The 12,154-nt window shown below is 41.8% G+C and carries 16 protein-coding genes; 5 read left to right on the forward strand and 11 right to left on the reverse strand.

All coding sequences use genetic code 11. The features are described from left to right. Positions 1 to 389 precede the first annotated feature (389 nt). Complete coding sequence (locus tag AAY47_RS18075) at positions 390 to 944, forward strand: gamma carbonic anhydrase family protein (protein WP_047771680.1); 555 nt, start codon at positions 390 to 392, stop codon at positions 942 to 944. Here AAY47_RS18075 and AAY47_RS18080 read toward each other — a convergent pair. From AAY47_RS18080 to dprA, 5 genes are read right to left on the reverse strand one after another with little or no spacing between them, the layout of a single operon-like run. After that, positions 911 to 1,180, reverse strand: coding sequence for a DUF1488 domain-containing protein (locus tag AAY47_RS18080; protein ID WP_047771681.1), 270 nt, complete (start codon positions 1,178 to 1,180; stop codon positions 911 to 913). The two genes, AAY47_RS18075 and AAY47_RS18080, sit on opposite strands and share 34 nt — an antisense overlap. Continuing rightward, the gene (aroE, locus tag AAY47_RS18085) at positions 1,177 to 2,001 is read right to left on the reverse strand and encodes a shikimate dehydrogenase (protein ID WP_047771682.1); all 825 of its coding nucleotides are present in this window, start codon (positions 1,999 to 2,001) and stop codon (positions 1,177 to 1,179) included. Before aroE ends, AAY47_RS18080 begins: the two co-directional genes overlap by 4 nt. Before the next feature lie 6 nt (positions 2,002 to 2,007). Next, the gene (gene tsaC / locus AAY47_RS18090) at positions 2,008 to 2,577 is read right to left on the reverse strand and encodes an L-threonylcarbamoyladenylate synthase type 1 TsaC (RefSeq protein WP_047771683.1); all 570 of its coding nucleotides are present in this window, start codon (positions 2,575 to 2,577) and stop codon (positions 2,008 to 2,010) included. A gap of 1 nt (position 2,578) precedes the next feature. Continuing rightward, entirely contained in the window at positions 2,579 to 3,130 is a 552-nt protein-coding gene (locus AAY47_RS18095) for a topoisomerase DNA-binding C4 zinc finger domain-containing protein (RefSeq protein WP_047771684.1), read from the reverse strand. Positions 3,131 to 3,190: 60 nt separating this feature from the next. Further along, on the reverse strand, positions 3,191 to 4,279 hold the full coding sequence (dprA, locus tag AAY47_RS18100) for a DNA-protecting protein DprA (RefSeq protein WP_047771685.1): 1,089 nt from the start codon (positions 4,277 to 4,279) through the stop codon (positions 3,191 to 3,193). 133 nt (positions 4,280 to 4,412) lie between these two features. Between dprA and def the strand changes: the two genes are divergently transcribed. The 4 genes from def (at position 4,413) to trkA (ending at position 8,737) form a co-directional block, all read left to right on the forward strand. Continuing rightward, positions 4,413 to 4,925 (forward strand): peptide deformylase, encoded by a 513-nt coding sequence (def, locus tag AAY47_RS18105; RefSeq protein ID WP_047771686.1) that lies wholly within the window; start codon positions 4,413 to 4,415, stop codon positions 4,923 to 4,925. 24 nt (positions 4,926 to 4,949) lie between these two features. Beyond that, complete coding sequence (gene fmt, locus AAY47_RS18110; protein WP_047771687.1) at positions 4,950 to 5,897, forward strand: methionyl-tRNA formyltransferase; 948 nt, start codon at positions 4,950 to 4,952, stop codon at positions 5,895 to 5,897. An 89-nt stretch (positions 5,898 to 5,986) separates the two neighbouring features. Further along, positions 5,987 to 7,267: a 16S rRNA (cytosine(967)-C(5))-methyltransferase RsmB gene (gene rsmB / locus AAY47_RS18115; protein ID WP_047771688.1), complete on the forward strand. Its 1,281-nt coding sequence runs from the start codon at positions 5,987 to 5,989 to the stop codon at positions 7,265 to 7,267. A gap of 93 nt (positions 7,268 to 7,360) precedes the next feature. Beyond that, positions 7,361 to 8,737 carry a Trk system potassium transporter TrkA gene (trkA, locus tag AAY47_RS18120; protein ID WP_047771689.1) on the forward strand — a complete coding sequence of 459 codons (1,377 nt, stop codon included), beginning with the start codon at positions 7,361 to 7,363 and terminating at the stop codon, positions 8,735 to 8,737. 45 nt (positions 8,738 to 8,782) lie between these two features. Here the strand turns inward: trkA and AAY47_RS18125 are convergent, their stop codons facing one another. From AAY47_RS18125 to rpsK, 6 genes are all read right to left on the reverse strand, one after another. Continuing rightward, positions 8,783 to 8,971, reverse strand: a complete 189-nt coding sequence (locus AAY47_RS18125; RefSeq protein WP_047771690.1) for an alternative ribosome-rescue factor A — start codon at positions 8,969 to 8,971, stop codon at positions 8,783 to 8,785. A gap of 86 nt (positions 8,972 to 9,057) precedes the next feature. After that, positions 9,058 to 9,471 carry a Zn(2+)-responsive transcriptional regulator gene (gene zntR, locus AAY47_RS18130; protein WP_047771691.1) on the reverse strand — a complete coding sequence of 138 codons (414 nt, stop codon included), beginning with the start codon at positions 9,469 to 9,471 and terminating at the stop codon, positions 9,058 to 9,060. 175 nt (positions 9,472 to 9,646) lie between these two features. Beyond that, complete coding sequence (gene rplQ / locus AAY47_RS18135) at positions 9,647 to 10,039, reverse strand: 50S ribosomal protein L17 (RefSeq protein ID WP_047771693.1); 393 nt, start codon at positions 10,037 to 10,039, stop codon at positions 9,647 to 9,649. A 40-nt stretch (positions 10,040 to 10,079) separates the two neighbouring features. Further along, the gene (locus tag AAY47_RS18140; RefSeq protein ID WP_038269634.1) at positions 10,080 to 11,069 is read right to left on the reverse strand and encodes a DNA-directed RNA polymerase subunit alpha; all 990 of its coding nucleotides are present in this window, start codon (positions 11,067 to 11,069) and stop codon (positions 10,080 to 10,082) included. Positions 11,070 to 11,094: 25 nt separating this feature from the next. Next, the gene (gene rpsD, locus AAY47_RS18145; protein WP_013183231.1) at positions 11,095 to 11,715 is read right to left on the reverse strand and encodes a 30S ribosomal protein S4; all 621 of its coding nucleotides are present in this window, start codon (positions 11,713 to 11,715) and stop codon (positions 11,095 to 11,097) included. Positions 11,716 to 11,751: 36 nt separating this feature from the next. After that, on the reverse strand, positions 11,752 to 12,141 hold the full coding sequence (gene rpsK / locus AAY47_RS18150; RefSeq protein WP_002919257.1) for a 30S ribosomal protein S11: 390 nt from the start codon (positions 12,139 to 12,141) through the stop codon (positions 11,752 to 11,754). Positions 12,142 to 12,154 lie beyond the last annotated feature (13 nt).

Below are 12,154 nucleotides of genomic sequence, written 5' to 3' on the forward strand. Positions count from 1 at the left end.
TGTCTTGTGAGTGCCCACACAGATTGTCTGATTAATTTGTTAAAGAGCGTTGGCAACCGGGCGCTTCTTCCGGGTTGCGAGGCTGCGTATCTTACGCTTTTCGCCTCGAGAGTCAAGCGATTATTTTCGCTTTTCCCTCACTGTCCTTCGCGGCCTGTTTCAGCTCGGCGTCGGTCAGTGGTGGCGCATTATAGGGTGTTTTTCAGCGCTGACAATAGTTTTTTGCAATTTTATTTTCAAGTGAGCACTTTTTGGCCTTTTGAATATAAAAACCACTCAAACAGGCTAAAATTAATGCGGTTCATTCCATTGCGTGGCATTTTTTCCTCAATAACATTCCTATATAATTGCTTATATATTTGCGATCCACTATTACTGTTGAGGTTTTTATGCCTACTGTTTTACGCCAATATCTAAATTTCTATCCTCAAGTCGGCCAAAAAGTTCTTTTAGATCCTTCTTCTGTTGTAATTGGAAATGTCAGATTAGCAGATAATGTCAGCATTTGGCCCCTTGTAGTTATCAGGGGAGATGTAAATTATGTCTCAATTGGTTCACGTACAAATATTCAAGATGGTTCTGTTTTACATGTGACTCATAAATCTCCTGATAATCCAAATGGCTTCCCACTAATAATTGGCGAAGATGTTACGGTAGGTCATAAATCAATGCTACATGGGTGTAAAATTGGGAATCGAGTCTTAGTTGGCATGGGTTCCATTTTACTTGATGGAGTGACTATTGAAGACGATGTTGTGATTGGAGCAGGCAGCCTAGTTCCTCCAGGTAAAAAATTAAAAAGCGGTTACCTGTACGTCGGTAGCCCTGCCAAGCAAGTACGAAAACTCAAACCTGAAGAATTGGAAGGGCTGCTTTATTCCGCTAATAATTACGTTAGCTGGAAAAATGACTACCTATCAACACAATCTGAAAGCAAAGAGTAGCGCCCAAATTGATCATCATGCCCACTCAAAATGGCTGTTTCAAACTCTTCTTCCAAATCCCAGCGATGTTGGCGAAACAAATCGAGTGGGTGATGATCCTTGCCATAACGCCCTATTATTTCATCAGAACTAATCATACACTCCACCAGCAAACCATCCACCATTGCTGGGAATATTACCTTATTTTCTACCGCATCCCACTCTTCACGATCAGGAAATTGAATGGATTGGTTCATGCATGTAATTCCCGTCTTAAGGCCGTTAAAACAGGTTCTATTTCAGGAAACACTCCATGCCATAATTCAAAAGAATACGCAGCCTGCCCTACTAACATTCCTAAGCCATCAGCCAAACGTGAAACACCATGTTGGTGAGCGAACGTAAGGAAAGGAGTTAATCCATGCTGGTAATACATGTCGTAACACACACTATTATTTTGAAAAATCAACGGAGAGATGGCAGGAATTTGTCCATCAAGGCCAGAAGCTGTTGCATTAATGATAATATCAAAATCTGGCGTAATAAGGCCAAGATCACTCATTTCAATGGCCTGAATATCACCTAATAGAGAAAATGTATTTGCGATTATTTGAGCACGTTCAAATGTTCGGTTAGTAATAGTGACTGAACAGCCCAGTGATAACAAAGGAGACAATACACCTTTCGCAGCTCCACCAGCGCCTATGATCAGAATCTTCTGTCCTTGAGAGAGGAATTTGAGTCGCTGCAAGTCTACTAATAATCCCATTCCATCAGTATTGTCACCGAGCAGTCGGTTTCCCGATATCCGTTTTAATGTGTTAACTGCACCACAGATACCCGCCCGTTCAGTCAATTCATCAGAGCATTTATAGGCACGTTCTTTGAAAGGAACAGTGATATTCGCTCCTACCCCCCCCTGTTCGAAAAAATAAGCTAAGGTTTGTTCAAAGTTTTCTACCGGAGCAAGTACTCTCCCATACTGATTCTCGATACCTGTTTGTTCAGCAAACAATCGATGAATATAAGGAGACTTACTATGCGCAATTGGATTACCAAAAACAGCGAATTTATCCATGATTACCTATCCTTGCCGATATAATTTGCCAGTTAACGCATCCCTGATTTCTGATGGATTCTTACGCCCACCAACTTCTCCTTCTAATATTGGGACACGATCGCCAAATTGCTGTCGTACTTCTTCTACACTACGACATGGGTCTAATCCACTTAGATTCGCACTAGTCGAAACAAGTGGTTTTTCATATATAGCACATAGCTGCTGAACCAAAGGGTGAGCCGTAACTCGAACGGCCAATGTTGAAAATTTGCCAGTCAACCATTTTGGTGTGGTCGCTTTCGCGGGGATTACCCACGTAACAGGACCAGGCCAAGATGAGAGTATGGTTTCTTTCTGTATATCATTTATCTGTTCATCATCAATATAAGGACATAATCTCTCATACTTATCAGCAATAAGAATTAGCCCTTTCTCCCAAGACCTATTTTTCAACGCTAATAGCTCTTGCACTGCATTTTCACTATCAGGGTCACACCCTAATCCAAAAACGGCTTCAGTAGGATAAGCAATAACTTTTTCTTCTTTTAAGGCCGTGATAACTTCATCAAATACTGGTGAGATTATGTAACTCATTTCATTTCTCAATTTCATTAACTTGCTGCTTACTACACAATTTACTGGCACAAAATAATTTTACGCCTTGGGAAGTGCGCTTTTCTATTAACAGTGGGTAGTGACAAAACGTGCATTCACCTGAGATAGGCTTATTGTTAAGTGCAAACTGACATTCTGGATAGCGATTACAAGAATAAAATGTCTTACCAAAACGAGATTTACGCTGGAGTAATTTTCCTTGCTGGCATTGAGGACAATTAATTGACGTATCATCTGGTTTATCAATTAATTCTGTATATTCACATTCAGGATAATGACCACAGCCAATAAACATACCGTAACGCCCTTGACGTAAGACTAAAGTGAAACCACATTTTGGACAGATTTGCCCATCCAATTCTTTAACAATATGTCCGTCTATTTGTGCTTTCAAAGGACGAAGATAATGGCAAGATGGATAACCGGAACACGCATAAAATGGACCATGATCACCATTGCGGATCACTAACTCAGCATTACACTTTGGGCAACGCTCTATTTTTTTTATAGTAAAAGGTACTTTCTTAGACATATCTCACTCGCTGAATATCGGCAGCCGCCATAACATTGGAAAAAGCACAAATTAAATCGCTTAATTAGTTCGGACATACCCACCAGCAACAACAGCAACTTTTCCTATGAGTTCCAACTCCAATAATTTGGTCATAACTTCGGTAACTGGCAGGGAAGAGCGCTGGGCAATCACATCAACAGGTGTAACTTCACTACTTACGTTAACCAGCACATCCACAAATGGCAACTCTGTTTGTTCAAATTGTTTATTTTCTTCCTCCTGACCTTTCTCTTCGATGTTAACCCATTGAAATGAAGAGCCAATATGCTCCATAATATCCATTACATTTGTTGCCAAATAAGCCCCTTGTTTAATCAACCAATGATTACCTTCGTTCGCAGGAGTGCCTAATGGACCAGGTAATGCAAAGATGTCTCGCCCTTGTTCAAGAGCGCAACGGGCTGTAATCAGTGAGCCACTATTCTTATGAGCTTCCACAATAAGAAGAGCCAAACTTAACCCACTAATAATTCGATTTCGCCTTGGGAAATGCTTGGCTTTAGGTGGCGCATCAGGAAAAAATTCGGAAACTAATGCCCCATTTTCTTTAATATGTCCGGCCAAGGACTTATGTCTACTGGGGTAGATATTTTTAAAACCACTACCAAGTACCGCGACTGTTTTCCCTCCCGAATCCAATGCTGCCTGATGGCAGATACCGTCAATACCAATCGCCAGTCCACTAGTTATTACCAGATTATTTTTAGCCAAGTCACTAGCAAATATCTTTCCCCATTTTTCACCATAAAAAGTCGCAGTCCTACTACCAACCATTGAAATTTGCTTTTGCGATAAGGCCGATACATCACCTACAACAAAAAGAACAAGAGGTGGAGAGTGTATTTGCTTTAATAAAGGCGGATATGCGGGATGAGAGAAAGTCAACAAATGATGATCTGGTTGTTCTAACCAATTGAGAGCCGAAATCAGCACGGAAGTGTTAGCTTTCATAAATTGCAAGCATTGTGCAGATGACAGACCACATGCTTTAAGAGAAGATATGCTGCAATTTTTCGTTTGCAACAGGCGATCCATAATAAGCATGGCCTTCGCAGCTGAAAGATGAGAGACCATTTTCATTCTTAACCACATTTCCATCGCTTCCATATCGTCATCCTGATCTGAGGTTGAGAGCAATCCTCTCATGATTAATTTATGTTCAATACTGTCAATCTAAATGGGAAATGTCTAGAATAGGCATCAATTATCACTCACTTTTTGAATGCAGTTCTAAATATATATGTCAATTTTACAAGTATTACATTATCCAGATGAGCGACTTCGCACAGTTGCCAAGCCAGTAGAAAAAGTCAATGCAGAAATTCAGCGTATCGTTGATGATATGTTTGAAACGATGTATGCAGAGGAAGGTATTGGTTTAGCGGCAACACAAGTTGATATACATCAGAGAATTATTGTCATTGACGTTTCTGAGGAGCACGATCAACGTCTTGTTCTGATGAACCCGGAATTGATTAATGCAACCGGTGAAACAGGAATAGAAGAAGGTTGTTTATCTGTTCCTGAACAGCGTGGATTTGTGCCTCGTTCTGAGCAAGTAAAAATTAAGGCCTTAGACTATAACGGCCAACCATTTGAATTAGAAGCTGATGGATTACTGGCAATCTGTATTCAACATGAAATGGATCATTTAGTCGGTAAACTCTTTGTTGATTATTTATCACCATTGAAACGCCAACGCATCCGTCAGAAAGTTGAAAAAATTGACCGACTGAGAGCCAAAAACAAATAACTTTTATTATCGCAGGAAATAACAGTGTCTGACTCTTTACGTATTATTTTTGCCGGAACGCCTGATTTCGCGGCTCGCCATTTGGCTGCTTTATTAAACTCTCAACACCAGGTTGTCGGAGTACTCGCTCCACCAGACAAGCCGGCAGGAAGAGGTAAGAAACTGACACCACGTCCTGTAAAGGTATTGGCTGAAGAACATGATATTCCTGTTTTCCAGCCAAAAACCTTACGTACAGAAGAAAGTCAACAATGGGTCATGGAACAACAAGCCGATATTATGATCGTTGTTGCCTATGGCTTAATTCTTCCTCAAGCCGTTTTAGATATACCACGTCTAGGATGCTTGAATGTCCACGGCTCTTTACTACCTCGTTGGCGTGGTGCAGCCCCCATTCAGCGCTCCATTTGGGCTGGCGACCAAGAAACGGGCATAACGATCATGCAAATGGATGCCGGACTTGATACGGGTAATATGCTGTTGAAAGCTATTTGCCCAATTACAAATGAAGATACTAGTGCTAGTTTATACGAAAAGCTTGCCAATATTGGGCCTAAAGCCTTACTCAACACCTTAGATTTAATCACATCGGGGACATGTCAACCTAAAATTCAGGATGACACACTTGCGACCTACGCCGAAAAACTGAGTAAAGAGGAAGCAAAAGTAGATTGGAATTTACCTGCAAGCCAAATTGAACGTTGTATTCGTGCTTTCAACCCCTGGCCTATGAGCTTCTTCTTAGTTGATGATCAACCAATTAAAATCTGGCAGTCAGAAGTCATTGCAGAGCAAACCACCCAAGCTCCTGGAACAATTATCAGCGCAGATAAAAAAGGTATTCAAATTGCAACTGCGGATGGGATATTAAATATTGTTCAATTGCAACCACCAGGCAAGAAAGCAATGTCGGTTGCCGATCTGTTAAACTCCAAACGTGAGTGGTTTACAACTGGTAGCAAAATCAACTGATACTAACCTGACTTTGCCTGAATGTTTTAGCATTCAGGCTTCTTCCTATTTTTTACCATGCTGACGAAAATCAGCTTTTTGACCATACCATGAAAAATACATATAACCTGAGAAGCATCGCTGCAAAAGCAATCACCCAAGTGCTTGACCAAGGGCAATCCCTCAGCACTGTTATACCTGAACTCCAACAAAAAGTTTCTGATAAAGATAAGGCGTTGTTGCAAGAAATCTGTTTTGGTGTGATGAGAATATTACCCCAGCTTGAGTGGTTTATCAGTCAACTAATGGCAAAGCCATTGAAAGGAAAACAACGTATTTTTCACTACCTAATCATGGTGGGTATATATCAGCTGATATATACACGTATACCTGCACACGCTGCACTTGCCGAAACCGTCAATGGCGCCACTCATTTAAAACGACCACAGCTTAAAGGGGTAATTAATGGTGTCCTTCGCCAATTTCAGCGCCAACAACAAGAATTAATCGAACGGGCAAATAATCAACACCTACATCCCAAATGGCTGCTAGAACACATTCAAAAAGCATACCCACAAAATTGGCAAACTATAGTGAATGCCAACAACCAAAAACCACCTATGTGGCTACGGGTTAACCAATCCCATCATGCAGCAAAAGAATATCTTGCACTATTAGAAGAAGCTAATATAGAAGCAGAATTAGATATCAACCATCCTAGTGCTATTCGTCTTCTGAACCCCTGTCCTGTCAGTACACTACCCGGATTTAGCCAAGGCTGGGTAACTATTCAGGATCGCTCCGCACAGGGATGTGCTGAACTCTTAGGCCCATGCAATGGTGAATCTATACTGGATCTTTGTGCTGCACCTGGCGGAAAAACTACTCATATACTCGAAATAGCACCAAAATCTAAGGTTCTTGCTATCGATATTGATGAGCAACGAATTAAGCGAGTAAAAGAGAATTTACAACGACTTAACTTGCATGCTGTCGTCAAAACAGGTGATGGACGCCTTCCACACGAGTGGGCTGCTGATGAACAATTTGATCGTATTCTTCTTGACGCGCCATGCTCTGCTACAGGGGTTATTCGCCGTCACCCTGACATAAAATGGCTACGCAGGAGTGAAGATATAAATCAACTAGTTACATTGCAATCTGAAATCCTTGAAGCTATCTGGCCATATTTGAAGCGAAATGGCACGCTGGTTTATGCCACCTGTTCAATTTTACCTCAGGAAAATAGTGAGCAAATAAAAGAGTTTTTGGCCCGTCATCCCGATGCAGTATTATCAGAAGCAGGTAATTCGGATACTCCTGGAACACAGATTATTCCAGAAGCTACGGGTGGTGATGGTTTCTTTTATGCCCGACTAACTAAACAATAATAACGCTCTCTCGTTCCAACTGAGCGAGAGAATTTTATGGTTTTGCTAAAATATCAAGAATAAAAGATGGCTTCCAATTGAGAAGAGAATGCTATGAAGATAATCATTCTGGGTGCTGGCCAGGTTGGTGGGACATTAGCTGAGAATTTAGTTGATGAAAACAATGATATTACTGTCGTTGATACCGATACAGATCGTCTACGCCAGTTACAGGATAAATTCGATCTCCGAGTTGTCAATGGCCATGGCTCCCATCCCAGAGTATTGAAGGAAGCGGGCGCTGAAGATGCTGATATGTTAATAGCTGTCACAAATTCAGATGAAACCAATATGGTTGCATGCCAAATTGCTTATTCTCTATTTAACACACCCAATAAAGTCGCCAGAATACGCTCATCAGAATATATCCGAGAATCAGAAAAATTATTTCAACCTGATGATATTCCTATTGATTATCTAATATCCCCTGAGCAACTGGTTATTGATTACATCTATAAATTAATCCAATACCCAGGAGCATTACAAGTTGTTAATTTTGCTGAAGGGCGTGTCAGCATTGTTGCGGTTAAGGCCTATTATGGTGGTTCACTGGTAGGCAATGCCTTATCCTCACTTCGAGAGCATATGCCACATATTGATAGCAAAGTTGCTGCAATATTTCGTCAAGATCGCCCGATTAGACCTCAAGGTTCAACAATTATTGAAGCTGGAGATGAAGTCTTCTTCGTTGCAGCATCACAACATATCAGGGCCGTAATGAGCGAATTACAACGCCTTGAAAAACCGTATAAACGCATCATGATTGTTGGGGGCGGTAATGTTGGTGCAGGCTTAGCCGCACGACTTGAAAAAGATTACAGCGTCAAGCTAATTGAACATAACCAAAAAAGGGCCATTGAATTAGCTGAACTATTGCACGATACCATCGTGTTTTATGGTGATGCTTCAGACCAAGAATTACTAGCTGAAGAACATATTGAACAAGTTGACGTTTTTATAGCGCTAACAAATGATGATGAAGCCAATATTATGTCAGCCATGCTTGCAAAACGAATGGGGGCCAAAAAAGCAATGGTTCTTATTCAACGCAGTGCATATGTTGATTTAGTACAAGGTGGGGTCATTGATATTGCAATTTCACCTCAACAAGCAACAGTATCAGCGCTACTTGGTCATGTCCGTAAAGCAGATATTGTCAGTGTATTCTCATTAAGAAGAGGAGTTGCTGAAGCTATCGAGGCCATAGCTCATGGCGATGAACATACTTCAAAAGTTGTTGGGCGTAAGATAGGTGATATCAAATTACCACCAGGAACAACAATAGGTGCCATTGTCCGTAATGAAGAAGTCATCATTGCTAATGATTACAGTATTATTCAACAAGGTGATCATGTAATCATGTTTATTACTGATAAAAAATTCGTGCCTGAAGTAGAAAAGCTTTTCCAGCCAAGTCCTTTCTTCCTGTAAAAAAATCAATTCGGACTTATTCGATTATAGAATCTACTTAAAAAGCTAGAAGGCCAATGATAATAACTTGATAAAATTATTACCATTGGCCTCCCAACCATGCTTTTCTTTACGATTATAACTTCCTTTACCTTTTTTATTTTTCTCTACTCTCTGCCTAAACAAAGGATCATGTAGTAAAGCTTCTATAGCATTATCTTTGATAACACCTTTTTTATGGCGATATGTTGTCATCATAACCTCTAAATTAATTAATAAAATAATTTTATGATTAAAAACAGTGCGATTGTACTCTTAGCGCTCAGAACAATAAAGAAAAATTATCTGTTTGTCGCACCTTCTTCCAGAATTTCTAATATAGAACAATATGTACTGACGTGAGTACTACCACAACAAGCATCACTCAACATTTTCAAAGAATCACGCATTTTTTGCATTTCTAATAATTTTTCTTCAACTTCTCGCAATCTAGAATCAACAATATGTTTTGATTCCTTGCATGTATGATGCTCAGGATCAACCCGAATAGATAATAGTTCTACAATTGCTTCGAGTGTAAAACCTAATTGTTTTGCATAGCGGATAAAACGTAATCGCTGTAGATCCTGTTCAGTATATAGTCTATAACCACCTTCTGTTCTTTCTCCATGAAGCATCAGCCCCTGTTTTTCATAAAAACGGATAGTGTCAGATGTTACACCTGCTAATTTTGCCAACTGACCGATACGATACATAAGATTCTCCTATCAAGTAGAAAATAATCACAATACTACCAGAATAGGCTAAGAGATCATCTGAACAGGAAAAATTTGCAGATTAGTTGATGAATATAAAACGGAGAATTAGAGGACCAAAATTAAAAGGCAATAAAAAACCGGGATAATACCCGGCTTTTTACGCTCCTACAGATTACTCTGCAGACGCTACTTCTGTCTGAGACTCTGCTGCACGGTCAACAAGCTCGATGTATGCCATCGGTGCATTGTCACCTGTACGGAAGCCACACTTCAGAATACGAGTGTAACCCCCTGCACGGCTCGCAAAACGCGGACCCAGTTCATTAAACAATTTTGCCACGATCTCGTTATCACGAGTACGGGCGAATGCCAGACGACGATTAGCTACGCTGTCGGTCTTGGCAAGAGTAATCAGCGGCTCAACGACGCGACGCAGTTCTTTCGCTTTAGGCAGAGTCGTCTTGATGATTTCATGACGAACTAAAGAACCTGCCATGTTACGAAACATAGCTTGGCGATGGCTGCTGTTGCGGTTCAATTGACGACCACTCTTACGATGGCGCATGACCTTATCCTTCTCAGTAAAACCTTAACCTGTGATCTAGTTACTCATCAGCAATACTTGCTGGTGGCCAGTTTTCCAGACGCATGCCCAGAGAAAGTCCACGTGAAGCCAGTACATCTTTAATCTCAGTAAGAGATTTTTTACCCAAGTTAGGTGTTTTAAGTAACTCAACTTCAGTACGCTGTACCAAATCACCGATGTAGTGGATAGCTTCTGCTTTAAGGCAGTTAGCAGAGCGGACAGTCAATTCCAGATCGTCAACAGGGCGCAGCAGGATCGGATCAAACTCTGGCTTCTCTTCTTTTACTTCTGGTTGACGTACATCACGTAAATCAACGAAAGCTTCTAGTTGTTCAGCCAGAATGGTAGCTGCACGGCGAATCGCCTCTTCAGGATCGATTGTACCGTTAGTTTCCATCTCGATAACCAGCTTATCCAAGTCAGTACGCTGTTCTACACGAGCTGCTTCAACATTGTAGGCGATACGCTCTACTGGGCTATAGCAAGCATCTACTAACAAACGACCGATAGGGCGCTCATCTTCTTCCGAATGAATTCGGGCAGAAGCCGGCACATATCCACGACCGCGCTGAACTTTTATACGCATACTAATGGAAGCGCTTTCGTCAGTCAGATGGCAGATTACGTGCTGCGGCTTGACGATTTCGACATCACCATCATGGATGATATCGGCTGCAGTCACAGGGCCAATGCCAGATTTATTCAAAGTAAGGATAACTTCATCTTTACCCTGAACTTTCACCGCCAGCCCTTTCAGATTGAGGAGAATCTCCAGGATATCTTCCTGTACACCTTCTTTGGTGCTGTACTCATGCAGTACACCATCAATCTCAACCTCAGTCACCGCACAACCCGGCATAGACGAAAGCAGAATACGGCGCAGTGCGTTGCCAAGAGTATGGCCAAAGCCACGCTCTAATGGCTCAAGGGTCACCTTGGCGTGCGTCGAACTGACTTGCTCGATATCTACCAGGCGCGGTTTTAGAAACTCTGTCACAGAACCCTGCATTGTGTCCTCTCTTTGGTACTAAGCTTTACTTAGAGTAAAGCTCGACGATCAGGTGTTCGTTAATGTCAGCGGATAGATCAGTACGTTCAGGAATACGCTTGAACACACCTTCCATCTTCGCAGCATCAACTTCCAACCAAGTTGGTTTCTCACGCTGCTCAGCCAGCTCTAAAGCTGCTTTAATGCGAGCCTGCTTCTTCGCTTTTTCACGAACGCTGACTACGTCATTCGGGGATACCTGATAAGAAGCGATGTTAACAACGCGACCATTTACCGTGATAGCCTTGTGGCTTACCATTTGGCGTGATTCAGCACGAGTCGCGCCAAAACCCATACGATAAACGACGTTATCCAAGCGACTTTCCAGCAAATTCAGCAGGTTTTCACCTGTGTTGCCTTTCAGACGAGTCGCTTCTTTATAGTAGTTACGGAATTGACGCTCCAGAACACCGTAAATACGACGAACTTTTTGTTTTTCACGTAACTGTACACCATAGTCAGACAGACGCGGTTTACGTGCGCCGTGCTGGCCTGGTGCCTGTTCTAACTTACACTTGGTGTCAATCGCGCGAACGCCAGACTTCAGGAAAAGGTCTGTACCCTCGCGACGGCTCAGCTTGAGCTTAGGACCCAAATATCTTGCCATTTTCTTTCTCCAACAATCCTAAAAAACGAAGACGTACTAAACGCGACGTTTTTTCGGTGGACGACAACCGTTATGAGGGATCGGAGTCACATCCGTAATATTAGTGATGCGGAAACCAGCCGCATTTAATGCGCGGATAGTTGACTCACGGCCAGGACCAGGTCCTTTAACCATAACTTCCAGGTTCTTAATTCCGTACTCTTTTACTGCTTCAGCGCAGCGCTCTGCCGCAACCTGAGCTGCAAACGGAGTAGATTTACGAGAACCACGGAAACCGGAACCCCCGGCAGTTGCCCAACCCAATGCGTTACCCTGACGATCAGTAATAGTAACGATGGTATTGTTGAAAGAAGCATGGATATGAGCCACACCGTCAGAGACTTGTTTTCTTACACGCTTACGTGCACGAATAGGTGCTTTTGCCATTATTCAATACCCC

It is taken from the genome of Xenorhabdus griffiniae, from assembly GCF_001028135.1.
GTDB classification, from domain to species: Bacteria; Pseudomonadota; Gammaproteobacteria; order Enterobacterales; family Enterobacteriaceae; genus Xenorhabdus; species Xenorhabdus bakwenae.